This window comes from Novosphingobium pokkalii (assembly GCF_014652855.1).
Classification (GTDB): domain Bacteria; phylum Pseudomonadota; class Alphaproteobacteria; order Sphingomonadales; family Sphingomonadaceae; genus Novosphingobium; species Novosphingobium pokkalii.
The window spans coordinates 1-22,846 of sequence record NZ_BMZP01000028.1; the positions used below are offsets into that span (position 1 = coordinate 1).

Below are 22,846 nucleotides of genomic sequence, written 5' to 3' on the forward strand. Positions count from 1 at the left end.
ACATATCCAACCGGGTCAATTCTCGATGGAAATCCCGGGTCACTTCTCAGTGGCAATCAACAGCTACCGGCCTTCGATCGCCGCGATATGCCGAAAGGCTGGCAAAGGCGCTCCAGGGACTTACTGCATGCGTGGCGCATCACGGTGCTGAACGACAAGGATCTCCATTCGCGGACAAGTGACGGCGACGCCCGCGAGGAGCTGACGGGCAAGCAGCCGATCAATGCCGCTCTGGCATTCCTCGATCGCGCAGGCGACCGGCAGATCGGCGATGATCATGGCGATCAGTATGACCTGCGCCGGACCTTCTACCTGCTCGACGTCCTGCCTGAGCATCGCCTGACCTGCGGGTGAAGTGATGGATTGGGTATAGACTAGCCGTGCCATATAGTACGACGATTGCCGGAAATGGGAAGTCGAACCACGATTTCGATTCATGGCTTTCGTTGTCAGTCGAACCTACTGTCCAATCGACCAGAGCATTGCAACCGTATCCCAATCGGTAACCTTCGGCGATCACGGTTTTGATCTGCCGTGAAGATGCTCGTTACGTTACCGGGGTAATGAATCCTTTACGTTCTCTCGGTTGATAAGCGCCTCCTTTAAGAGACCTTCAGTCGCCAAGAAATGCAAGGACCTTAGGCCATGCATCAGCCCGGGCGCCGTTGTTCCCCTCCGGCGTACCGCCAAGGGACCCGAGCGAGTGATAGGCTGCAGCGCGGACCTGAATGGGAGGGCCAAAAACTGCATGACCGGCATCTTCATAGGCAAGAATCGTTACCTTTGGTCCGATCGCTCGTTGCACCTGCTCCGCCATGGGACAGGATGGCCACAACGTGTCGGAACGACCGCAGACGAGCAGGACCTTGGCTTTGATCCGAGTTACCGGAATCGCGGCATCTCGATGCTCCGGCAGCGTGGCTAGTCCGGTCTTGTATCCGTCGAACATGCTGGTCGCCGCGGGGCCGTAGCGCAGATACGGCAATGGCCTTCCCCGTAATGTCCAGGACGAGCCCGTGTCCCGCCCCGTGAAATCGATCCCCGGCCAGACCGCCGCCGATGGCGCGCCGGCGACGACTGCGTGAAGTTCGGGATGCCGGGATGCCACGAGTAGCGCCGCCTCGGCCCCCTTCGAGGCACCGACCACGGCGATGCGGGCGGGATCGATGCCGGGCTGTCGCTTGATCCAGACGAGGGCACGATCGAAATATTCAAGCGGCACCATGTCGAGCCGCGGCGGCAATCCGGGGGCACCGAAATAGGCAAGATGCAGCACGGCAAAGCCATGCGCGACGAGGTCGGCAGCTTGACGGCCAGCCCCGGCGCCAATCCCTCCTTCCGATCCGCCCAGCAGCAGTACGACCGGCGCCCGCGAAGCCCCTTGTCGAGAAACGGCATACCAGTTCGCGACCAGCCCGTCCTCGGTGATGCGGACACCTCCGGGTGCCGGCTGCGCCACCTCGGGCGGCGGCATGCGAAATGGCTGCTGCGCCACGGCGGAGGAAGGGAACAGGCAGGCCGCGAGCGTCAGGCCGGTCGTGATCGCCCGTGCCGATGCCACGTCGCCTTCGTTGACGACGCGACGCCACCCTTCAATTATCGACCTAAAATGCCTGTCCATGCCGTCTTCCAAGTTATGCCGATCCGTAAATCCGCCCGCCTGTCGTAATCATCCGTTTCGTTTGCCATACGCTGCGCCGATCGGCGGCAATCATCCTGTTCCCGCATGCTCGCGCATCAGGATGCAGGTCTCGCTGTCCCGGTAGATTCCCTTGCGAACGATACGGTAGCCGGAGCGCTCTGCCATCTTGAGAGACGCGACGTTGTCCGGGGCAATGATGCACACCGACGACGGGGGCTTCATTGTCCTATCCAGCCACGCCAACGCTGCAGCTAGCGCCTCGCTGGCATAGCCCTTGCCGTGCATGGAAGGGCGAAGCACCCAGCCGCCCTCCGGGCTCCCCCCGAGTTCGGGCAGGCCGGACCGGTGCCAGTCTGCAAAGCCGATCTCGCCGACGTAGGCGCCAGTACCCCGCTCACGGATGGTCCAATAGCCATAGCCTAGCAGCGCCCAATGCCCGCGGTAGCGCAGCAGGCGCTGCCAGATTTCTTCATCCGAGAACACGCGGCCCCCGATGTAGCGCACCACGTCGGGATCGCTCCACAGGGCGACCATGTCGGGGAAATCGGATAGATCCGGAGCCTGCAGGCTGAGTCGATCGGTCGCGATGGCAGCGCCCGCCATGTCGCCTTGCGAAATCCTCTCGTGCATCACGACCTCCATACCTGATCGCATCATAACCCCTCTGATTCTGTCAAACTATTTTGACAGCAGCATATGAGTCAGCTAGCATTTGATGGCATTGGAGAAGGACAGGCGTGGCTAGGACCGCAACGGCGATGCATGAACAGGACGCCGCCCCGCCGCCGATCGGCGGGGCGATCCGGCAACGTCGTCAACGGCTTGGCATGACATTGAAGGACCTGGCGGCGGCGTCCGGACTATCGGTCCCATTCCTGTCGCAAGTGGAGCGCGACCAGGCGATGCCGTCGCTCGTCTCGCTGGCCCAGATCGCATCCGCGCTCGACGTCGAGACGGGCTATTTCATCGGCATTCCGTCACCCGGCCAGATCGTCCGCCGTGCCGATGCACCAGAGCATCTGCATGTCGGCACCAGTCCGGTCGATTACGTGCGTCTCAGCGGCAGCCATGCCGAGCGGCGGATGGAAGCGCTGCACATGACGGTGCCGCCGGGTCATGCATCACCGATCTCGCACCGCGAAGGCGAAGGCTTCTGGTATGTGCTCGAAGGCAGGCTCGACGTCTGGGTCGGGCGCGAGCATTTCACCCTTAACGCAGGCGACAGCGCGCATTTTGAACAGCGCCACCCCTATCGCATGCGCAACGACGGAACGACGGCGGTGCGGATGCTGTGGGTCGGCACGCCGGCGCTGCTATGACGATCGAGGCCAGCCGGGATGACGAGGCGGCGATCGACGCGCTGGTGGCGGGCTTCTACGCGGCCTTCGATAACCGTGGTGGCCGCAGGAGCGCTGCGGATCGACTCGTCGACATGTTCCTGCCGGAAGCGATGATCGTGCGCGCTGGCGCCACGGGCATCGACACGATGACGGTGGAAACCTTCATCGCACCGCGTGCCCGGATGCTGGCCGACGGCACGCTGGCGGACTTCCACGAATGGGAGACCGGCGCCAGCACCCAGGTACTGCGCGGCATTGCCTCCCGCCATTCGACCTATGCCAAGAGCGGATGGCGGGAGGGCGCGCCTTATGCGGGCAGCGGCGCCAAGTTCATCCAGCTCGTGAGGAAACAGCAGGGCTGGCGCATCGCTGCCATCGCCTGGGAAGACGACTGACGGTCAGCAAGGGAGACGAGCATGAGCGTGACCCGGATCGTTCCCAACATCGCCACTGCCGACGTCGGCCGCGCACGCGCTTTCTACGGCGACATGCTGGGCATGACGATCGGCATGGACCATGGCTGGATCGTCACCTTCGTCGGGTCCGGCCATGCGGTGCCGCAGGTCAGCTTCGCCAGTGAAGGCGGCTCCGGCACGCCCGTCCCCGACCTATCCATTGAGGTCGACGATCTGGACAGCGTGCACATGCGGCTCGTCGCGGCCGGGCACGAGATCACCTATGGCCCAGCCCATGAGCCCTGGGGCGTGCATCGCTTCTTCGTGCGCGATCCGTTCGGACGGCTGCTGAACATCCTGTCCCACGAGGCGGCGTGATGGTTGGGATGGTCGCCATGCTACCGATCACGAAGCGACCATCCCAACGCTCATCCCTTCCGCTCGCAGAAGCGGATGCGATTGCCGAACGGGTCGGCGACCTCGACCTGACGTCCCCACGGCAGGTCCTCGATACCCGGACGACCATAGCCATAGTTCTTCGCGATCAACTCGGCCTGGAAGCCGACCACGCCCGTCATCCAGACGAAGCAGGTGGAGCCGGGGCTGGCATCGCCGTGATGCTCGCTGAGGTGCAGTTCGAGCCCGGCGCGCTCGACCGCCATGTAGAGCGGCAGGCCCGGCTCGTGCCGATGCTCCATCGTCACGGAAAGGCCCAGGAAGTCACAGTAGAATTCGCGTGCCTTGGCGACGTCGAAGATCCGCAGGATCGGGATCGCCTGACGGAAGGTGATGCCCTCGGCTTGGGCAGCCGGCAGGCGGGCGGCGGCGGTGTTCCAGTCGCGGTGGCCGAGTTGGGACGCGACCAGCTCGAGGCTGGTGGAATGCGGGATGTCCGTGCCGTGCGCGGACAACGCGGCACGCAACCTCTTGGCCATGGCTTTGGCCTGATCGATCGTGGTCATGACAGGTCCTCAAATCCGGCGACGGGTCATCGGGTGCTCGCCTTGCCGATCCATCGCCGGTGGACTGTCCGGTGAAAGGATATGCGTTGCGATGCCTTCACCATACCCTGTCAGGCGCGAGCGGCCGGCGGCATCAGCCAGCGACAAGACTGCGCCGACGAGACCAACCTGTCAATCGGACCGGTCCGAGGCCGAGCATGCGGCGGCGGTCCCACTGCATTCACCGTTTGAACGAAGGAGAGATCATGCGAATCCTGCGACCAGCGATCATGCTCACCATCTCTACGGTGATGCTGCCGCCACCTGCGACGGCGGCGGATCGCCCCAGCGCGCGCTCGCCCGATGGCAGGTTCGTCGCCTCGACCCGGCCCACCCGGGGCACCGCCGGCGCGAGCGGCCAAGCGCCTGCATCGCTATGGCTGACCGACACGCGCACCGGGCAGAGCCGCGAACTCTATCGTGGCCGCTACTCCAACGATCCCAAGCGCAACCTGTCCAGCCTCGCCAATCCCGACTTCTCTCTTGATGGCGGCTATGTCTATGTCGAGGCGGACGCCTATGCGACCTCGCCCGCGATCCATCAGGTTGCGGTCCGCACCGGGGCCATCCGCTACGTCACCGACGGCGCCCTGTACGGCGTCCTGCGCAACGGTCCTTGGCGCGGCTTCCTCGTCGTCCAGCAACATCGCTACCGGCGGAACGGCAACGGTTCGTTCGATCCCTTCGTCATCGTCAAGCCCGATGGCCGCGAGGTCGCGATGCTCCCCGGTTCGGACGGCGACGATCCGCAGCGTGCCTTGGCACAATGGCTCGGCGCCAAGCGGTGGACGGTATTGTGACGGCGAGCAACGCAAGCGCGGCCCCGCCCATTTTGGAGGATCGCGGCCATGTCGTCGGATGAACCGCCGCTCGGCGTCACGCCGATCCTCACCGTCGCGGACTCCGCCGCCGCAGCCGAATTCTACAAGCAAGCCTACGGCGCAATCGAGGTCGCCCGCATGCCGGCCAATGACGGCTCGCGCCGCATCATGCACCTGCGCCTCGTCATCAGCGGTTCGACACTGATCGTGATGGACGAGTTCAGCGACTCCGCCTCCTACGGCGGCGGCAGCGTCGCGCCGACGGAGCGGAACCGAACGACCGTCACGCTTCACCTCCAGGTCGAGGACGCTGCGTTGACGTGGCGGTCGGCCCTAGAGGCGGGCGCAACCATCGTCGTGCCGATGGAACGCCAGTTCTGGGGCGAACTCTATGGCCGGGTGCGCGACCCATCCGGCCATGAATGGACGATTGCGCAGTGGATGCCCGATTAGCGTCAACCAGACCGCAAATCGCCAGCCACCTAAAGCTACTCGCTTGATTTCTATCGGAGATTGACCTGATGAAGAGTCATCATCAAGGCGCCGTTTCCTATCGTGCATCGGGGTTTGTCGGCGCAAAGCTAGGGTTGCTCGCCATTGCCGGCATGGCGATCGGAGGCGTCGCCATCGCGCAGGTGGTAGAACCTGTCGCTCCGGTCCCTCGTTTCGGCCCGGGGTCTCATGTCGGCGAGGCCAACACCGTTTACCCGCAGCGGTATCGTGCTCCCCGGCGGCAGTTCGGTCGACCGGGGCCGCGGGGGTCGATGATGCCGTCAGGACAAGTCGGACCAGCGTGCATGACGCCGCTTTTGAGAGCCGGGTTGCGCACCAACCATGTCGAATGCCCTCTGTATCTCCCCACGCGGCCCGGTGCGTCACAGCAGTGCCGGGCGAGGGATGGCGCGGGCCGCATGCACGGCGTGACCGTTACCTTCCTCGACTGGGATGCGTCGACCGGACGCGGGACGATCGATTGCCGTTTGAACGGTCGCTGATCCAGAACGGGAGAGGCCGAGCTGCGGAAGCGGACGGTATCCCCAGAGTCATGGCGATCTGCAGGTTGCCCCGCAGATCCTCGAAGTACGATCCCCTGCCTCGCAACCGCTTCGATGACAGCGTGGTCACGCGTAGGAACGGAACACGACAATGACGCGTGACAGCCTCCTGATCACGGACGTATTCGATAGCCGCGAGGCCGGCCAACAGGTTGAATATGCCGTGCTGATGCCGCCCCCATTGTCATCGACCGGGCCGCTCCCGCTGATCCTCCATCTTCACGGCGCCATGTCATCCGCCGGCATATTGGAGTCGTCCAAGCCGACCTATGACGCGGCATGGATGGATGGCACGCTGCCGCCCACGATTGTGGCCTGCGCGAGCGTGCCGACGCGCAATGGCTTCTATATCGACCAGCTAGGCGGCCCTGCGTGGGAGCGGCTGGTGGCGATTGAACTGCCGGAGTTGGTCGCAACGCTGCTCCCGCTGAACGGCATCCGCGCCGCGCTGGGTTTTTCGATGGGCGGCTATGGTGCGCTCAAGCTTGCCTTCCGTCAGCCGGACCGCTTCCGGGCCGTCGCGGCATCCTGCCCTGCGATCTTTCCGGCGGAACGCTCCATGGCCGTGCCCGAGCACAATCGGCCTGGAATCCTTGACGAACTGAACCGCAGCATGGGAGAAACACCCGAGCGCTATGCAGAGAATTGTGTGCCCGCGCTTTTGCGTAGCCGGCGCGACGCCATCCGGCCGTCTGGACTGTCCATCCGGCTCGAATGCGGCGATCGCGACGAGTTCAGGTTACACGATGGCGCCATGTATTTGCATGATTTGATGGGCGAGTTGGACGTGCCCCATGACTGGTGCCTCATTCCCGGAATTGGGCATGGCGACGATGCCGACGGCCGCCTTGCATCGGCACTGGTTTTCCTTGGAAACGCCCTTCGGTGACGCGCTTGGCTTGCCGCCGCGATCCGCTATGATGGCGGCATGACAGCCCGCATGTCGATCCTTTCGCAACGCTGGTGGCCCGCGATCTAAGCGCGGCCTGTCATTTCCTCGTTGACCCGGTCGCTGCTCTCGGCGGCCCGTCATATCCGAAAACCGACGACAGCAGCGGCACTTCCCCTCGGAGAACTGCCCTATGTCCCCTCGATCCTCGCGGCCCGTAATCCTGACCGGTGATCGCACCACCGGACCGCTGCACCTCGGCCATTATGTCGGGTCGCTGCGCAATCGGGTCGCATTGCAGTACAGCCACGAGCAATACGTCCTGCTGGCCGATACGCAGGCGCTGACCGACAATGCGAACGACCCGGGCAAGGTCCGCCGCAACGTGATCGAGGTCGCGCTCGATTATCTCGCGGTCGGCATCGCCCCCTCGGTGTCGACGATCTGCGTGCAGTCCGCATTGCCCGCGCTTGCCGAGTTGACCTTGCTCTATCTCAACTTCGTGTCGGTTGCCCGCCTCGAGCGCAACCCGACGATCAAGGACGAGATTCAGGCGCGCGGGTTCGGCCGCGACATCCCCGCCGGCTTCCTCTGCTATCCAGCCGCGCAGGCGGCCGACATCACCGCCTTTAAGGCGAGCGTCGTCCCGGTCGGCGAGGACCAGGCGCCGATCATCGAGCAGACCAACGAGATCGTCCGCCGCATCAATCGTCAGGTCGGGCGCACGCTGCTGCCGGAGGCCCGCGCACTGATCCCGGCGAGCGGTCGGCTACCCGGCGTCGATGGCAAGGAGAAGATGAGCAAGTCGCAGGGCAATGCCATCCCGCTGTCGGCCAGCGACGACGACATCGCCCTCGCTGTCCAGCGCATGTACACCGATCCCGATCATCTCCGCGCGGCCGACCCCGGCCGGGTCGAGGGCAATGTGGTCTTCACCTATCTCGACGCCTTCGACCCCGATGTCGACGCGGTCGCAGCACTGAAGGCGGAATACCGCCGGGGCGGCCTCGGCGACATGGTGCTGAAGCGCCGCCTGGCCGGCATCCTTCAGGACACGATCGCACCGATCCGCGAACGCCGCGCCGCGCTTGCCAAGGATCCCGATACGATTCTCGACATCCTGCGGGCAGGCACCGCGCGTGGTCGCGGCCTCACCGAACAGACCAAGGCGGAGGTGATCGATGGCCTCGGCCTCTTTCGGCTCTGACCATCAACGGGAGCACCTATCCTGCGAAGGGCGTCGTCTTGGCGAGTGCCCGCAGATCCCAGCGAATCTGGAGCGGTTCGTTGTTGGCCTCGCGGTAGGCGCCGATATGGATGTGCGGCGCCCTGGCGTTGCCGTTGTTGCCGTCGACGCCGAGAACCTGACCGGCCGCGACGGTATCGCCGACATGCACGCGCAGGTTGGTCAGATGACCCATCGTGACGATCACACCATCCGTGGTCCGAATGCGGACGGTGCCTGCGGGCGGCGGCCCCAGCCTGCCCGGCGTATTGACCCGCGGATTGTCGTAGACGAACGCCACCACGCCGTTGACTGGTGCCAGCACGTCGGTATGCCATCCGTACCAGTCCGCATTGACGCCACCATCGCCTCGATAGAGCTTCGCAAAACCCGTGTCGCCGTCCATCCCGCCGAAGACGAGGCAATCCGCGCCCAGTGCGTCACCCGCATAGTCCAACTCGCCTGCCGGATGCTCCGAGCACATGAAGCGATATCGAAAAATTGGCGCGAGAGTAATTTCCTGGATTGCGCCTTTCGGCATCACGGCCCTGGGCGGCGGCCCCGGCATGGCGGAAAGAAGTGCGGCGATGATGGGAAGCATGGGCAAATCCACTCCATTGTGACGGCGCGGGAAGTTCTTTCATGGCCCCCCCTGGCAACTTGCAGTATAGCTTTATCGAGAGGCTGGCGCATGGCTTCGCTGCGCGAACCCGGGGGAGACTGAGCATGAGAATCGATGCCTCGCGAGCGATCGGCGCCTATGCAGCCGTCACCACGCTCGCCATCGCCTGGCTGATGCTGGGCGCGAACGCCGCCCCTAAGACCGCCGCGTTCGACACGATCGACGTCCAGCGCATCAACATCCGCGAGCCCGACGGCACCTTGCGCATGACGATCGCCTCGCGTGACCGGATGCCGGGGATCATCGTAGCAGGGCGCGAGACGCCGCATCCCGATCGCCCCCAGGCGGGCATGATCTTCTACAATGACGAGGGCACCGAGAATGGCGGGCTGGTCTTTTCCGGCGCGCTGAAGGACGGCAAGCCGACCAATCTCGGCGCCCTGTCCTTCGACCGCTGGCGCCAGGACCAGACGGTGGCGCTCAGCAGCGACGAAGCGGGACAGACCCGGCAGGCTGGGCTTGCCATCAACGATCGTCCCGACCGGCCAGTCGATTTCCCGACCGTGGCGCGGCTGGTCCGGCAGCCGGCCAGCGCGCAGCGCGACGCTGCCATTCGCGCTGCTGGCGTCGGCGTGGCGCCTCGTGCCTTCCTCGGTCGCACACCGGACAAGGCATCGGTGCTGGCGCTGCGCGATCCGGACGGCCGCAAGCGCCTGGAGCTCAAGGTCGCAGCCGACGGCCGTGCGACGATCGACTTTCTCGACGATCAGGGGCACGTCACACGCTCGATCACGGACGTGAACCGCTGAGCAGCGCCTGCCGCGTGTCGTCGTCGGCGGGGTAGAAGCATTCCAGCGTCAGTTCCGCCAGCGTCACGTCCGTGGCCGTGCCGAAGACGGTGGTGGTCGACAGGAACGACAGTACGCGACCGTGCGCCTCGCTCTGGATCGCCAGCGGCACCGCGATGCGGGCAACCGGGACGTGCGGCTCGCGGCTGACGGGGCTCGGATAGCTTCGCAGTTCGGCGTGCAACGCTTCGAGCGCCGGATCGGCCGAACGATCGATATCCATACGCAAGCGTGCGAGGAGATGGTGCCGCCATTCGGCGAGGTTCGCGATGCGCGGCGCCAAGCCTTTCGGATGGAGCGTCGCCCGCAGCACATTGACGGGTGGCTCCAGGAGTATCGGCTCGATGCCTACCAGCATCGCAGTCGCCGCGTCATTGGCGCGAACCAAGTTCCAGTGGCGATCGACCGCCAGCGCCGGAAATGGAGCGTGCGCGCGCAAGACCGCGTCGACCGCCGCCAGCGCGGCCGCCATGTCGGGAGCGTCGAGCGCCCGTTCGCCATGCACGGGTGCATAGCCCGCCGCGAGCAACAGCCGGTTCTGTTCCCGAAGCGGCATCGCGAGCGGTTCGGCGAGCCGTAGCAGCAGGTCGCGACTGGGTGCCGCCCGACCGCTCTCGACGAAGCTGAGATGGCGGGTGGACACGTCCGCCTCACCGGCAAGGTCGAGCTGGCTCAGTCGCCGCCTCGCCCGCCAGTCGCGGAGCACGTCCCCTACGGTGGTCACTCGTGTCGCCATAGCCGCATCCTATCGTGGTGCCGGCGCGACGCCATTACCTGTTGGGTAATCGCCTTGGCTCCCGGTCAGCCGCATCCTTGGTCCCGCAACCTGAGGAGATGGATGATGACCGACCCTGAAACGCTGGCGCGCGACTATCTGGCGCTTTGGAACGACCCCGACGCCGTCTCGCGGAACCGCCGCCTGTCGGACGGATGGGCCGAGAACGCGCGCTATGCCGACCCGATGATGGCGGGTCAGGGCCATGCCGGCATCGCCGCGATGATCGCCGACGCCCGGGCGCAGTTTCCGGGGCATGCCTTCACCCTTCGCGGCACCCCCGACGCGCATGGCAGCTTCGTGCGCTTTTCCTGGACGCTGGCGCCTGAGCATGGCGCGCCGATCGTCGGCGGCACCGACATCGTCCGGCTTGCCGCTGACGGACGGATCGCCGAGGTGATCGGTTTCCTCGATCGGCCCGTCGCATGAGCCCGGCCTTCATCCCGCGTGGGCCGGGCCATGCGCTGTTCGTCCGTGACTGGGGCGAAGGACCGCCCGTCGTCCTGATGGCTGGCTGGGCGATGGATGGGCGAATCTGGGGCGAGACGATGCTCCATCTCAATGCCGCCGGTGTTCGCACCATCGCCTATGATCGCAACGGCCATGGCCGATCCACCGACCGGCCGGGCTACGATTATGACAGCCTTGCCGACGATCTCGCGTCCGTGCTGGATGTGCTCGACCTCGATGGCGTCACGCTGGTCGCCCATTCCGGCGCAGGCGGTGAAGCGATCCGCTATCTCAGGCGGCACGGCCGCGCGCGCGTCGCCCGGTTGATCCTAGTGGGCGCGACGGGGCCGCGGGTTGTCGGTGTCGACGGGATCACGCCCGACATGGTGGATGGGCTGTGCGGGCAGCTCGCGTCCGACTTGTCCGGCTGGATCGACGCCAATATCGAACCCTTTGCGCCGGGGACGCCCGAGCGCATCAACGACTGGATGGCCGCGATGGTGCTCGATTGCTCGCGCCGCGCCGTCGTCGAATTCCAGCGGACGATCGCGCTGAGCGATCTCTCCACGGACGCCGCCGCGATCGACCTGCCGGTCACGATCATCCACGGCGACCGCGATGTGTCCGCGCCATTGGACAGCAGCGGCCGGGCCTATGCCGCGTCCATTCCCGCTGCGGACCTCGTCGTCTACGACGGCGTGGCGCATGGGGTCATGGTGACGCATGCATACCGGCTCGCCTGCGACGTTGCCCGGCGGGTGACGCCATGATCGAGATCGCCACCGCTGAGGCCATCATCGCCGACCGCCTGCTCGGATCGCCCTTGGCGCGCTCGCTCGGATTGGCGATCGAGCGGATCGAGCAAGGAATGGTCCAGCTCACGCTCCCGTTCGCCGCCGCCAACGTTACGGTCAGGACCGTCGTCCATGGCGGCGTGATCGCAACCATGGCAGACGTGACTGCGGTCGCCACGGCGGTGTCCTGCGCGCGAAACATCCCCGATGGCGGGGCCACCAGCAGCTTGAGCATCACGTATCTCGCGCCAGCGGCCGGTTGCGATCTGGTCGCCACCGGACGGTCCTCGCGCAGCGGCAAGCGACAACATGTCGTCAGGGTCGAGATCGCGAGCGACGGCGGCACGCCCGTCGCGGAAGCGCTGGTCACGGTGGTCTTCTCATGACCGCGCAGGCACACCCGGAGACCTATGTGATCACCTTCCACGTCAAGCCGGATCGGGTCGACCGCTTCCGATCGCTGCTCGACCCGGTGCTCGATGCGATGCGGCATGAGACCACATTCGTTCGCGCCGCGCTGCACGTCGATCCGGACCGGCCGACTGTCTTCCAGCTCCACGAGACCTGGGCAGACCGAGAGGATGTACTCAACGTCCAGCTGAGCCGCCCGTACCGAGCCGCGTGGCATGCCAGCTTAAAGGACATCCTCGACACCCCCCGGCAGATCGGCATCTGGACGGTCGTGCGCGCGGATTGACGGCAGGTCCTTGGCTTCGCGGCTTGCCCAAGACGGCCGTCTGCAAACCCATCCGTCCTTCTCCGTGAGCAACAACACGGTTCCCATCGAGGTAAAGGGTGCTTGACGTAAATTGTCCTTTACATGTAAAGCCTCCTTTACCGATTCGATGGAGGCTTACATGCAGCGACACACCGCCCGGCGCCGGTACAATCGTGACATCCTGATCGCATCCGCGGTCTATGGTGCGTCGCTGATCCTCGGCTCGTTCTGGTTCCGCGATCATCCCGGCAATGCGGGCGTCCTGGCATATGCAGCGGCATTGGTCCCGGGCCTGTCGATCGTGGCCATCTTCGGCGTGATCGGCCGGTATCTGGTCGAGGAAGGCGATGAATATTTACGCATGCTGCGGATTCGGCAGGCGCTCATCGCTTCAGCGGCCGCGCTTGGGCTGTCGACGGTCTGGGGGTTCCTCGAAAACTACGGCCTCGCCCCGCACCTCGCCGTCTTCTGGGTCGCAGTCATCTGGTTCGCGGGCTTCGCGGCCGGCGCGCTGGTCAATTGCGTGATCGAGCGCCGCTGATGGAGAACCATCTGAAGCGCCTCCGTGCCGAGCACGGGTGGAGCCAGGCCGATCTTGGCGAACGATTGGGGGTGTCGCGACAGAGCGTCATCGCGATCGAGACCGGCCGCTACGATCCATCACTGCCGCTCGCATTCCGCATCGCCGAGGTGTTCGACCTCGCCATCGAAGACGTCTTCGTCCGTCCATCCAAGGGAGAGTGAACCATGATCAGCCATCTGCCACTTCGTATCGCCGCCTCGCTGTTCACGCTGGGCGTCGTCCTTCAGCCCACGGCCGGACATTGTGCCCCGTCCGCTGTGGCCAAAGCGCCGGTCATGGAGATGCCTCATATCTCGGTGGTCGCAACGGGCCGGGGTAGCCCGGTCATCCTGATCCCCGGCCTCAGTTCGCCGCGCGCGGTATGGGATGGCGTCGTCCCCGGCCTCGCCCGATCGCACCGTGTCTATGTCGTTCAGGTCAACGGCTTTGGCGGCGATGCGCCCGGGGAGAATTTGAAGCCGGGCATTCTCGGTGGCGTCGTCGCCGATCTTGAGACGCTGATCGTCAGGGAGAAGCTCGGCAAGCCGGCGATCGTCGGCCACTCGATGGGTGGGCTCGTAAGCCTGATGTTCGCCAAGGCGCATCCCGACCATGTCGGCCGGCTGATGATCGTCGACTCGCTGCCATTCTATGGCGCGCTGTTCGCCCCGACCGCCACGGTCGACGCGGTCCGCCCACAGGCAGCGGCGATGCGCGACATGCTGGTCGCAACGGCTGGCGATCCCGCGAAGCGCGCCGCAAATGCCGAACGCACCGCCAACGGCCTCGCCGCGACGCCCGACGCACGTGCCAAGGTCAAGGCCTGGGGAATGGCGGCCGACTCACGCGTGACGGGGCAAGCCATGTACGAGGACCTGACCACCGATCTGCGCCCCGACATGGCGAAGATCACGGCGCCGATCACGCTGGTCTATCCGTGGAGCGATGCCCTGCCAAAGGCGGTGGCCGAGGGTCTGTACAAGCGTGAATATGGGGCGGCGCCGCACGTGACGTTCGTCGACATCCCCAATGCGGCGCATTTCGTCATGCTCGACCAGCCGAAGGCGTTTGCCGAGGCGCTGGACACCTTCCTGCGTTGAACAACACGAAGCGGGCGCACGAAAAGATGCGCCCGCTGTTGCACGTCACCGATCAAACCGGCTCCATCAGTTCGATGCGGTTGCCGAACGGGTCGGCGACATAGCGCCGGTTGTAGCCGTCGAGCGGCTCGTCCTCGACTACGAGGAACCCGGCAGCTTCGATCCGGACAATCAATCGGGGCAAGTTCGTCACCGTGAAGGCAGGGTGAGCCTTCCTTGCCGGCCGGAAGTCCTGCTCGACGCCGAGATGCACCTTGAGGGCGCCGCGTTCGAACCAGCAGCCACCCCGTTTCGCCAAATGCGGCGGCTTGGCGACTTCCGGTATGCCAAGAACCTCCGCATAGAAATGGCGCGCGGCATCCTCCCCGCCGGGCGGCATTGCCAACTGGACGTGGTTGAGAGCTTCGATCCGCATCACTTCCTCGACTGAGTGGTCACCCAAAAACTTCAGAAATACGGATTGGTGCTCAGGCGCCGAGATATCCACCAGATGTTCCCCGCCAGGTCGCGGACTCCGCCTTGCCGATCGCCGTACGGCATGTCGAGGGCGCACAACTTCATTGGATTCCGACGCGCAGCAGGAAATATTCGGCTCAGCCGTCTGCTTCGCGAAAAACCCTATGCCGTTTACGGAGAGAGAGTGGCCACGTTGTCGCGGCATCAATTACAGGTGGCTAATCTGCGCTGGCACGTCCGACCATTGATCGTGCAAGCCATCGACGATGGTCAGTGGAGCGGCAAGCAGATCGTCGACCGGCAAGTCGTCGAGGCTTGCGACCTGAACCATCACATACTCCTCGCCAGCGTCTGGACGCCGGACATGCGTGTGGGTGGCGATGCCGCAGCTATTGCAGAAATGATGCGTACCTTGGTGCTTTCCCATGAAGCCACCTAGCCTTCCAGGTTCGGCGACAAGGGAGAAGTCTGCGACATCGATCCTGCCCGTCTTCCACATCCGCTGCTTCCAGCAAAGGCGGCAGTTACATTTTACACTGCCCTTCGAAAGATCGATCACCGCCGTGAAGGTGATGGCTTTGCAGTGACAGGATCCGTTATACGCTTTTTTCATGCGCCATCCTTTGCTTGGCCCGATCGATCGCGGCTGGCCGGTGGGGTCGCTGCCGTCGAGCGGAACCTTTATGCTTGATAGGCCGCAACGCTGCTAAGGTGCCGCTTGGATGTCCAGACGTGTAGCACAGGTCACGCGCGCGTCCTTTATCAACCTCGCCAATGCGGCACGAACAACGGGTTGCGCTGCCTCGTTGTCGAGGCGCGCCAGCTGCGTGATCGGCAAAGCTGTCGCCTGGGCGAGCCGGACACCGACATAATAGCCAAAGCGATCCGGCAGCCCATCCGGGGGATTCCCGCCCATCTGCAGGGCTGCCGCGGTGGCTGCACCGTCGACATCGTCGAAGTGCGCCGCAACGAAGCATAACGCGTCCGACCACCGGCGCTCGGTGGCGGCCCGGATTGGACCCGGGATGTCGAGGAGCAACTGATGATCCGTCGCCTGCGGCACCATCGTTGCAGTGGCGTCGACCGCCAGGCCTTCCTGCCACAGGGTGCACCATAGCGCCTCGCAATCGGCGAAGTGGCGAGCATGCTCAAGGTGGAAGAGCTCGTGGATCATGAAAGGCTCAAGCGAATCGTCGGAATGATATTTCGCAATCATGTCGGCTCCGAAGAGCATGACGTGTCGATGACCGGGTTCGAGATAGTCGGACCCGCCATCGCGCTGGCCGAGCGAATGATAGAGGTAGATAGGCAGGGGTGATACGAACCCCTGAAATAGCGCGCGAAAGCGCTTCGTTGCATCGCTCAACGCAGCGGGAAAGACGGAGATGACCCGATCATAGCCGGGTCTGTCGCCGGGAAATCCTTGCAAGGCGATAGCGATACGTTTGTCGGTGGCGGGGCCGGCGGGATAAATCCCCGGCAGGACCGCTTCGATACGAGACCGGATGGTCGCGACACGTACGCTGCCGGGCCGCCCGGCGGTTTCGATCGCAGCCATTTCGAACGGCGTTGCGAGATCGACATAGCGCAATCCCCCATGGGACATTGCGGAAAGGCCACCGGTCAAAACGCACACGGTGACGGAGGCCGTGAGGAGGGCCAGCCGCAATCTTGAGATTTTCCGCATCATCCTCCCCAAAGCCCGTCGAGCTCCCGCCGCGACGTTGCGGGCGGGAGCCTGGGGATATGCTGGGCGTCGTGTCAATGACGGCGGATCATCCGCCACTCCTCCAAAACTACCGGGGCCCGGCGTCACGAACCCGCGCAGGCATTTAGGCGTTCTGCGCAGCGTGCCACCCAATCGCGGATCGCAGGGTCGGCGGGCATCATGTCGGCAAACCACAGGAACGGCGAGCTGCACAGCAGGTCGGCTGCGGAGAATCGGTCTCCGAGCAGCCAGGGCCCGCGACGCAAGGGCTCGGCAAGTCGCTCCAGCATCGTGTCGACGTCGCGCAGGCTCGCAGTAAGCGCGGGATGGCTCACGTTGGCCCATTGTAGGATCAGCAGCGGTTCCATTACACCCTGGTAGTAGAACAGCCACGACAGGTAGGCGCCACGCCCCGTGTCGCTCGGCAGCGGCCCGAGACCCGCTTCGGGATAAGCATCGGTCAGGTAGAGCATGATGGCGCCGCGCTCGCGCACCGCGTCGTCGCCGTCGGTCAGATAGGGCACCTTGCCCTCCGGATGCGGGTTGGCGGGATCACGGCCACCCGATCCGTCCTGTCGCGCGATGGTCACCTCGCGCATCTCGATGTCAGCGGCGACCATCCGCACGAGTGTGACGACCGTGTCGGATCGGGAATTGGGCGAGTAGTAGAGGGTGCGCATCGGCTTGTTCCTTGCGTTGGATGACGCCGTCTTTGTACCAAGAGGCTCCTGACACTTTCGGGCAGCAGGGATGGCACGATCGGATCGCCTGATGCGGTTGCTGGAGGCGTTGCGGCGGCTTCCCAAGCCGGTGACGGCAATGCGCCTCGCGGCGGAGACGGAGATCTCGACGCGGCAGCTCTATCGCGACATCGCGACGCTGCGGGCGGGCGGCGTGCTGATCGACGGAACGGCGGGCTATGGCTACACGCTGACCGAAGATCCGGCGTTGCCGCCGCAGAGCTTCTCTCGCCTGGAGATCGAGGCGCTGATGCTCGGCATCGCAAGCCTCGGCGACTTCGGCGACACCGCGCTCGCAACGGCGGGGCGGAACGCGCTCGCGCGGATCGTCGCCACCTTGCCCGACCGGCAGGCGCGGCAGGCAGCACATGCGACCATGCGGTCCTGGCGTCCCCCGGAGCCGCGCGCCGCCATCACGATCGACCTCGCCCTCCTGCGCGAGGCGTGTTGGGACGAATTCAGCGTTCGCATCGCCTATCGCGATGCGAACGAACGGATGACCGAACGCGAAATCCTGCCGCTCGGCCTGTCCTACAGCCCGCGCACGTTGATGCTCGTGGCCTGGTGCTTGTTGCGCGAGGCGCATCGGACTTTCGAGGTACCCCGGATCGTCGCGATCGAGCGCGGCGGACACAGTTTTCGCCCGCGGCGGGTACGGCTCCTTCGCGACTATGTGGCGCTGCGGACCGCTGAGTGGAAGGCGAAGGCACCGACAGCATGAGGTTCTGGGAACTCGATCCGTCGTGATAGCGTGAAATGGAAGATGATCCGGCACATCGCCGTCGCTACGAGAGCGAATCGCGCGCGCTACCGCGAGATGGTCGGCGACATCGGCTTACCCAGCCTGCACCTTGCTACCACCGGGGCGCTGGCCGCTTTCGACCACGTCAACGGCTCGCGGCGCCAATGAAAGCCTCGATACCGCACCGAACGATCACAATCTTTGAAACCAGGGTTCTGCAGAACATCGGGCGTCAGGGAATTTGCGGCCGGGCGATTGAAGGCATCGGCAAGCCGGCCTTCTAATTAGAGAAGGTTTCGGCTATATGGTGGCACCGGAAGCACAGGAGTCCAATGCCGTGAACAACAGGAAGCAGATCGCACGTACTCTTCCTCCTGTTCCGGTTTCCTATGCCTGCCTTTCTCACCTTGGATTCTATTTCGGTCTTCACGCCTGACGGAAAAACCCTGTTCGATGGCTTGACGCTCGCCTTCGGTCGCGAGCGAACGGGCATCGTCGGTCGCAACGGCAGCGGCAAGACGACCCTGCTTAACATCATGGCCGGCGTTGCCGAGCCGCGATCGGGCAGCATCATGCGAGCCGGTACGACAGCCGTGCTGGAACAGGCATGGTCCGATTTATCCATCAGCGTCGCCGCCGGGCTCGGCGTGGCGCACGAGCTCGACCGGCTGGGCAGGCTCGCGAGCGGAACTGGATCTGCCGCCGACGCCGCCCACGCCGATTGGACGCTCGAAGCCCGCGCACATGCGGCTCTTCGCGGATGCGGCCTCGATCCTGCCATGCTCACCCGTCGCATCGAATCGCTGAGTGGCGGGGAGCGCACCCGTCTCGCCATCGCCCGCGCGACCCTGACCGACGCCGATCTGCTGCTCCTGGACGAACCTACCAACAATCTCGACGCAGAGGGCCGGTCGCTCATCGCCGCATTGATCGCCGGGTGGCGCGGAGGCGTCGTGGTCGCCAGCCATGACCGCGCCTTGCTGGAGGATATGGACCGCATCGTCACCGTGTCGCCGCTTGGCGCCGAAACCTTCGGCGGCGGGTGGAGCGCCTATGTGGCGGCGCGGGATGCGGCGCGGGCGCTCGCTGCGGCAGAGCTGGAACGGGCAGGCCAGGAAGTCCGAAGCGTCGGCCGCGCGGTCCAGCAGCAACGCGAGCGCAAGGAGCGCCGCGACAAGGCAGGGCGGGCATGGCGGGCCAAGGGCATCGACGACAAGATGTTCCTCGACGCCGAAAAGGGGCGCGCCGAACGCAGCGCCGCGCGCGACCACCATCTCGCCGACCGCCTGCTCGAAGATGCGACGGCCGAGCGGGACGCGGCACGACGGCGCGTCGAGGTGCTGACGCCGCTCTCCATGCACCTCCCGTCGAGCAGGCTACCGGCCGACCGGCGGCTGGTCGTCTTTGACGACGTGAAGCTGGAACGTGACGGTCGGACAATCTTCGAGTCGTTGTCGTTCGAGGTGAGAGGGCCGGAGCGGGTCGCACTCGCCGGGCGCAACGGTGCTGGCAAGACGTCGGTGATCGACCTGATCCGAGGCACGCTGTTGCCCAGTGCCGGCACCGTGTGGACGGTAGGACGCGGAATCGCGTTGCTCGACCAGCACGTCAGCCTACTGGAGCGGGCGGAGACCATCCTCGCCAACTACCGCCGGCTGCATCCCGATCAGTCCGAGCAGGAGGCCCGCGCCGCGCTCGCCCGTTTCGGCTTTCGCAACCGCGCCACCGAGCAATCTACCGCGACGCTCAGCGGCGGCGAGCGGCTCAGGGCCGGGCTCGCCTGCACGATGAGCGGCCCCACAGCACCGCAGCTCCTGCTGCTGGACGAGCCGACCAACCACCTCGACGCCGATGCGATCGAGGCACTGGAGGCAGCGCTCGGCGACTACGATGGCGCCATCATCGTGGCCAGCCACGATGCCGCGTTTCCCCATGCCGTGGAGGTCGGCCGGCACATCTGCCTTTGATGTACCCGTTCGAGCCGTCCACTCTTCCGCAGGCTTTCGGGAAATGTGGCTACTTCGTTTGCGAGGTCTTGTAGCCCGAGACTTCGTCCAACAGCTTAGCAGCGCCGTCGATAGGCCCCTTATCTCGGATCAGCGCCGTGGGACCAAAATTTCCCAACAATCTGAGTGCCCAGTTTCGTCCGATTGGGTGCACCAGGGGCTTCTTCCCAAAACGTCTCAACGCATTGATTTGGCTAGATTTTCGGTCGATCTTATCCTCCGGATGTTCTCGCTTTGTCCCAGGATTTCTCACCACTTTTCACGCCAAGTGGGGGCATTTCTGGGGGAAACGGGAGCCTAGCAAAAGGCGTTGCCCCCAAATGTCGCTTAAAGCTCTGCAAATAAACGGGTTTTCGGCTTCAAACTCCCCCTACCGCAAGCCCGATGAAAAAGGCCTCTATCTTGAGGTCCGACCCTCCGGCGCGAAGATCTGGTACTTCAAATATCGCCTTCATGGCGTCGAGAAGCGCCTGTCTCTCGGCCAGTGGCCGGACGTCGGGCTTAAAGAGGCCCGCGCCCTGCGTGACAAGGCGCGCGATTTGATTCGCGATGGCGGCGATCTGGCCGTCGAGCGCCGCAAGAAGAAGGTCGAGGCCCGCCAGCACGCCAGCAACACGTTCCGCGCGGTGGCCGAGGATTTCCGGGAGGCGCCTGAACGGCCGCTATAGCGGCGGCAGTTACCCAACCCAAACGCGATGGCCGCTCTCGCTTTGCTGCTCCAGCCTGACTGCCCTGCCGGTGAAGCGCTGCGCAATGTCGATTGCAGTGATCAGATGCTGGCTGGGCTTGACCGTGGTGAAGGCGCCGCCGCCTGCCAACACGAAGGGCAGGATGAGTTGATCTGCCAGATAGGGACCAGCAAATGCTTCACATTCCAGATAGCCCCGCATCCGCGCCGCCGCAGTCTTGCCCAATCGCTCCGCCGTCACGCCCAACTGGCCAAAGCCGCTGACGATTTCCGTCGCCTCCTGATAGCGCGCCTCCAGCATTAGAATCACGCCGGGGCCTTGATCCTCAGGCAGCTTGCGGATGGCGAAATCAGCTGCGCCCCAGTTTGGCAATTCCTTGCGGGCGCGATCAATCATCCGCTGGGGAATTTCCCCGGCCAACCCGCAATAGGGCGCCTGCGCCCGCACGCCGAGCAACGCCCCGCGCCGGGTGCAGTCGAGCGGCGCCAGGGGCGCGGGCGCGATCTCCACCTCGATCCGCCCGCCGCCGCGCGGGTAGAAGCCATGCCGCACCAAGCGCGCCGACACGCGCGGCCCCATGCGGTTGATGACCGGCAGAAAGCAGCGCTCGATGAAGTCGAACGGCGGGGCCTGCATGTTGTGCGTGCCGCCTTCGAGCACCAGGCGCGAGGGGCCATCAGCCAGAAGCAGCGGCATCAGCACGGTTTGCAGCACCAGCCCGGTGCTGCCCGCCGTGCCGACAGCGAAGCGATAGTCCCCGGCCCGCGCCTTGCCGGGAGTGAAGGTCAGTTCGGAGGAACCCACGCTCAGCCCGCTGCACGCGCTGCCGGAGATGGCCGCCGCCGCCTCTACCGCCGTTACATGCTGGCGCATCAGCCCCGGCTTGGAACGCTTGCCACGGATGTTGGTGATGCGAAACGGCTGGCCGGTGACCAGCGACAGCGCGCAGGAATTGCGCACCATCTGGCCACCGCCCTCACCTTCCGATCCATCGATGATGATCATCTGCTCTTCTCGGTTGGGCGCTGCGTGAACGGGGATCACCCCTTCACGCAGACCACCTGCTTCAATGTGTGGACGATCTCGACCAGATCGGCCTGCGCCGCCATCACGGCCTCGATCGGCTTGTAGGCGCGCGGCGTTTCATCGATCACGCCCACGTCCTTGCGGCATTCCACGCCTGCCGTATCGGCGACATGGTCGGCCAGGCTGACCAGGCGCTTGGCCGCGGTGCGGCTCATCACGCGGCCCGCGCCATGCGAGCAGCTGTCAAAGCTCTCGGCATTGCCCAGCCCACGCACGATGAAGCTCTTGGCCCCCATCGAGCCGGGGATGATGCCCAGCACGCCCTTGGCCGCCCGCACCGCACCCTTGCGGGTGACCAGCACGTTTTCGCCAAAGTGGTTTTCGCGCGTGACATAGTTGTGGTGGCAGTTCACCGCTTCCAGTTCCGCCTCGAACGGCTTGGCGATCTGGCTCCGCAAGGCGGCGATCACCTGGGCCATCATCATCCGCCGGTTGAGCGCGGCAAAATCCTGCGCCCAGCCCACCGCTTCGACATAATCGTCGAAATGGTCGGTCCCTTCGGGGAAATAGGCGAGATCCGCGTCGGGCAGGTTGATGTGCCACTTGCGCATGTCCTGCTTGGCCAGTTCGATGAAGAACGACCCGATCGCGTTCCCCACTCCGCGCGAGCCGGAATGCAGCATCACCCACACCCGCGATTCCTGGTCAAGGCACAGTTCGATGAAGTGATTGCCCGTGCCCAGCGTGCCCAGGTGCGTGAGGTTGTTGGTATTCTTCAGGCGGGGATGCTTGTCGCAGATCCGCGCAAAGCGCACCGCCAGGCTGGCCCATGCCTCCACGATCGCGGCCGGCGGGTTGCCCCACGAACCGTGATCGCGCTTCCCACGCCCCACGCTGCGCCCATGCGGCACGGCCTGTTCGATGGCGCTGCGGATGCCTTCCAGATTGTCGGGCAAGTCATGCGCCATCAGCGAGGTACGCGCGGCCATCATGCCACAGCCGATGTCCACCCCCACCGCCGCCGGGATCACCGCGCCGCGCGTGGGGATGACCGAGCCGACCGTGGCACCGATGCCGACATGCACGTCGGGCATGGCGGCAACGTGCTTGAAGATGAACGGCATCCGGGCCGCGCGGGTCAATTGCGCGCGCGCCTCGTCTTCGACCGGCACGCCGCGCGTCCACATCTTGACCGGCACGCCGCCATCGACATTGTGAAATTCGTAACTGGTCTCAGCCATC

31 protein-coding genes are annotated in these 22,846 nt (G+C 64.9%); 20 read left to right on the forward strand and 11 right to left on the reverse strand.

The features are described from left to right. The coding region (locus IE191_RS21190) for a hypothetical protein (protein ID WP_229815679.1) at positions 1–354 on the forward strand (354 nt) is incomplete at its 5' end. Between the two features lie 259 nt (positions 355–613). On the opposite strand, the gene IE191_RS19480 is transcribed toward IE191_RS21190, so the two are convergent. Together IE191_RS19480 and IE191_RS19485 are read right to left on the reverse strand one after the other, a co-directional pair. Further along, on the reverse strand, positions 614–1,633 hold the full coding sequence (locus IE191_RS19480) for an acyl-CoA thioester hydrolase/BAAT C-terminal domain-containing protein (protein ID WP_191326054.1): 1,020 nt from the start codon (positions 1,631–1,633) through the stop codon (positions 614–616). Between the two features lie 78 nt (positions 1,634–1,711). After that, the gene (locus IE191_RS19485) at positions 1,712–2,284 is read right to left on the reverse strand and encodes a GNAT family N-acetyltransferase (protein ID WP_229815680.1); all 573 of its coding nucleotides are present in this window, start codon (positions 2,282–2,284) and stop codon (positions 1,712–1,714) included. Positions 2,285–2,400: 116 nt separating this feature from the next. Between IE191_RS19485 and IE191_RS19490 the strand changes: the two genes are divergently transcribed. From IE191_RS19490 to IE191_RS19500, 3 genes are read left to right on the forward strand one after another with little or no spacing between them, the layout of a single operon-like run. After that, positions 2,401–2,961, forward strand: coding sequence for a helix-turn-helix domain-containing protein (locus tag IE191_RS19490; RefSeq protein WP_191326055.1), 561 nt, complete (start codon positions 2,401–2,403; stop codon positions 2,959–2,961). Further along, positions 2,958–3,377, forward strand: coding sequence for a DUF4440 domain-containing protein (locus tag IE191_RS19495; RefSeq protein ID WP_191326056.1), 420 nt, complete (start codon positions 2,958–2,960; stop codon positions 3,375–3,377). Before IE191_RS19490 ends, IE191_RS19495 begins: the two co-directional genes overlap by 4 nt. 21 nt (positions 3,378–3,398) lie before the next feature. Then, complete coding sequence (locus IE191_RS19500; protein ID WP_191326057.1) at positions 3,399–3,755, forward strand: VOC family protein; 357 nt, start codon at positions 3,399–3,401, stop codon at positions 3,753–3,755. 50 nt (positions 3,756–3,805) lie between these two features. On the opposite strand, the gene IE191_RS19505 is transcribed toward IE191_RS19500, so the two are convergent. Continuing rightward, positions 3,806–4,339: a glyoxalase superfamily protein gene (locus IE191_RS19505; protein ID WP_191326058.1), complete on the reverse strand. Its 534-nt coding sequence runs from the start codon at positions 4,337–4,339 to the stop codon at positions 3,806–3,808. 245 nt (positions 4,340–4,584) lie between these two features. Here IE191_RS19505 and IE191_RS19510 point away from each other — a divergent pair, with 245 nt between their 5' ends. From IE191_RS19510 to trpS, 4 genes are all read left to right on the forward strand, one after another. Further along, positions 4,585–5,178 carry a hypothetical protein gene (locus IE191_RS19510; RefSeq protein WP_191326059.1) on the forward strand — a complete coding sequence of 198 codons (594 nt, stop codon included), beginning with the start codon at positions 4,585–4,587 and terminating at the stop codon, positions 5,176–5,178. A 48-nt stretch (positions 5,179–5,226) separates the two neighbouring features. Further along, on the forward strand, positions 5,227–5,652 hold the full coding sequence (locus IE191_RS19515) for a VOC family protein (RefSeq protein ID WP_191326060.1): 426 nt from the start codon (positions 5,227–5,229) through the stop codon (positions 5,650–5,652). A gap of 693 nt (positions 5,653–6,345) precedes the next feature. Continuing rightward, the gene (locus IE191_RS19520) at positions 6,346–7,143 is read left to right on the forward strand and encodes an alpha/beta hydrolase (protein ID WP_191326061.1); all 798 of its coding nucleotides are present in this window, start codon (positions 6,346–6,348) and stop codon (positions 7,141–7,143) included. Between the two features lie 193 nt (positions 7,144–7,336). After that, on the forward strand, positions 7,337–8,350 hold the full coding sequence (gene trpS, locus IE191_RS19525; RefSeq protein WP_191326062.1) for a tryptophan--tRNA ligase: 1,014 nt from the start codon (positions 7,337–7,339) through the stop codon (positions 8,348–8,350). A 16-nt stretch (positions 8,351–8,366) separates the two neighbouring features. On the opposite strand, the gene IE191_RS19530 is transcribed toward trpS, so the two are convergent. Then, positions 8,367–8,969, reverse strand: coding sequence for a M23 family metallopeptidase (locus tag IE191_RS19530; protein WP_191326063.1), 603 nt, complete (start codon positions 8,967–8,969; stop codon positions 8,367–8,369). Positions 8,970–9,094: 125 nt separating this feature from the next. Here IE191_RS19530 and IE191_RS19535 point away from each other — a divergent pair, with 125 nt between their 5' ends. After that, complete coding sequence (locus IE191_RS19535; protein ID WP_191326064.1) at positions 9,095–9,799, forward strand: hypothetical protein; 705 nt, start codon at positions 9,095–9,097, stop codon at positions 9,797–9,799. On the opposite strand, the gene IE191_RS19540 is transcribed toward IE191_RS19535, so the two are convergent. Next, the gene (locus IE191_RS19540) at positions 9,780–10,562 is read right to left on the reverse strand and encodes a helix-turn-helix domain-containing protein (RefSeq protein WP_229815681.1); all 783 of its coding nucleotides are present in this window, start codon (positions 10,560–10,562) and stop codon (positions 9,780–9,782) included. The genes IE191_RS19535 and IE191_RS19540 overlap by 20 nt on opposite strands. Before the next feature lie 117 nt (positions 10,563–10,679). Between IE191_RS19540 and IE191_RS19545 the strand changes: the two genes are divergently transcribed. The 7 genes from IE191_RS19545 to IE191_RS19575 all read left to right on the forward strand — a co-directional run bounded on the left by IE191_RS19545 (position 10,680) and on the right by IE191_RS19575 (position 14,237). After that, positions 10,680–11,042 carry a nuclear transport factor 2 family protein gene (locus IE191_RS19545; RefSeq protein ID WP_191326066.1) on the forward strand — a complete coding sequence of 121 codons (363 nt, stop codon included), beginning with the start codon at positions 10,680–10,682 and terminating at the stop codon, positions 11,040–11,042. Beyond that, positions 11,039–11,833 carry an alpha/beta fold hydrolase gene (locus IE191_RS19550; protein WP_191326067.1) on the forward strand — a complete coding sequence of 265 codons (795 nt, stop codon included), beginning with the start codon at positions 11,039–11,041 and terminating at the stop codon, positions 11,831–11,833. The genes IE191_RS19545 and IE191_RS19550 overlap by 4 nt, the downstream gene beginning before the upstream one ends. After that, entirely contained in the window at positions 11,830–12,243 is a 414-nt protein-coding gene (locus tag IE191_RS19555; protein WP_191326068.1) for a PaaI family thioesterase, read from the forward strand. The genes IE191_RS19550 and IE191_RS19555 overlap by 4 nt, the downstream gene beginning before the upstream one ends. Then, positions 12,240–12,554, forward strand: a complete 315-nt coding sequence (locus IE191_RS19560; protein ID WP_191326069.1) for a putative quinol monooxygenase — start codon at positions 12,240–12,242, stop codon at positions 12,552–12,554. Before IE191_RS19555 ends, IE191_RS19560 begins: the two co-directional genes overlap by 4 nt. A 160-nt stretch (positions 12,555–12,714) precedes the next feature. Continuing rightward, positions 12,715–13,116, forward strand: coding sequence for a hypothetical protein (locus IE191_RS19565; protein ID WP_191326070.1), 402 nt, complete (start codon positions 12,715–12,717; stop codon positions 13,114–13,116). Next, positions 13,116–13,319, forward strand: coding sequence for a helix-turn-helix transcriptional regulator (locus tag IE191_RS19570; RefSeq protein WP_191326071.1), 204 nt, complete (start codon positions 13,116–13,118; stop codon positions 13,317–13,319). Before IE191_RS19565 ends, IE191_RS19570 begins: the two co-directional genes overlap by 1 nt. A gap of 3 nt (positions 13,320–13,322) precedes the next feature. Then, positions 13,323–14,237 (forward strand): alpha/beta fold hydrolase, encoded by a 915-nt coding sequence (locus tag IE191_RS19575; protein WP_191326072.1) that lies wholly within the window; start codon positions 13,323–13,325, stop codon positions 14,235–14,237. 52 nt (positions 14,238–14,289) lie between these two features. On the opposite strand, the gene IE191_RS19580 is transcribed toward IE191_RS19575, so the two are convergent. From IE191_RS19580 to IE191_RS19595, 4 genes are all read right to left on the reverse strand, one after another. Further along, positions 14,290–14,724: a VOC family protein gene (locus IE191_RS19580; RefSeq protein ID WP_308432949.1), complete on the reverse strand. Its 435-nt coding sequence runs from the start codon at positions 14,722–14,724 to the stop codon at positions 14,290–14,292. A 177-nt stretch (positions 14,725–14,901) separates the two neighbouring features. Beyond that, positions 14,902–15,306, reverse strand: a complete 405-nt coding sequence (locus IE191_RS19585; RefSeq protein WP_191326073.1) for a GFA family protein — start codon at positions 15,304–15,306, stop codon at positions 14,902–14,904. A 93-nt stretch (positions 15,307–15,399) separates the two neighbouring features. Next, on the reverse strand, positions 15,400–16,284 hold the full coding sequence (locus IE191_RS19590; RefSeq protein ID WP_191326074.1) for a DUF2268 domain-containing putative Zn-dependent protease: 885 nt from the start codon (positions 16,282–16,284) through the stop codon (positions 15,400–15,402). A gap of 221 nt (positions 16,285–16,505) precedes the next feature. Then, entirely contained in the window at positions 16,506–17,081 is a 576-nt protein-coding gene (locus IE191_RS19595; protein ID WP_191326075.1) for a glutathione S-transferase family protein, read from the reverse strand. A 91-nt stretch (positions 17,082–17,172) separates the two neighbouring features. Between IE191_RS19595 and IE191_RS19600 the strand changes: the two genes are divergently transcribed. The 4 genes from IE191_RS19600 to IE191_RS19615 all read left to right on the forward strand — a co-directional run bounded on the left by IE191_RS19600 (position 17,173) and on the right by IE191_RS19615 (position 20,557). Beyond that, positions 17,173–17,862 carry a helix-turn-helix transcriptional regulator gene (locus IE191_RS19600; RefSeq protein WP_229815683.1) on the forward strand — a complete coding sequence of 230 codons (690 nt, stop codon included), beginning with the start codon at positions 17,173–17,175 and terminating at the stop codon, positions 17,860–17,862. A gap of 42 nt (positions 17,863–17,904) precedes the next feature. Next, on the forward strand, positions 17,905–18,051 hold the full coding sequence (locus IE191_RS19605; RefSeq protein ID WP_229815684.1) for a hypothetical protein: 147 nt from the start codon (positions 17,905–17,907) through the stop codon (positions 18,049–18,051). Positions 18,052–18,290: 239 nt separating this feature from the next. Then, the gene (locus tag IE191_RS19610) at positions 18,291–19,850 is read left to right on the forward strand and encodes an ATP-binding cassette domain-containing protein (protein ID WP_229815686.1); all 1,560 of its coding nucleotides are present in this window, start codon (positions 18,291–18,293) and stop codon (positions 19,848–19,850) included. 359 nt (positions 19,851–20,209) lie between these two features. Beyond that, positions 20,210–20,557: an Arm DNA-binding domain-containing protein gene (locus tag IE191_RS19615; protein ID WP_229815688.1), complete on the forward strand. Its 348-nt coding sequence runs from the start codon at positions 20,210–20,212 to the stop codon at positions 20,555–20,557. A 9-nt stretch (positions 20,558–20,566) separates the two neighbouring features. Here IE191_RS19615 and rtcA read toward each other — a convergent pair whose 3' ends face one another. Beyond that, on the reverse strand, positions 20,567–21,583 hold the full coding sequence (gene rtcA, locus IE191_RS19620) for an RNA 3'-terminal phosphate cyclase (protein ID WP_191326079.1): 1,017 nt from the start codon (positions 21,581–21,583) through the stop codon (positions 20,567–20,569). A 35-nt stretch (positions 21,584–21,618) separates the two neighbouring features. Beyond that, positions 21,619–22,845 carry an RtcB family protein gene (locus IE191_RS19625; RefSeq protein ID WP_191326080.1) on the reverse strand — a complete coding sequence of 409 codons (1,227 nt, stop codon included), beginning with the start codon at positions 22,843–22,845 and terminating at the stop codon, positions 21,619–21,621. Position 22,846: the final 1 nt, after the last annotated feature.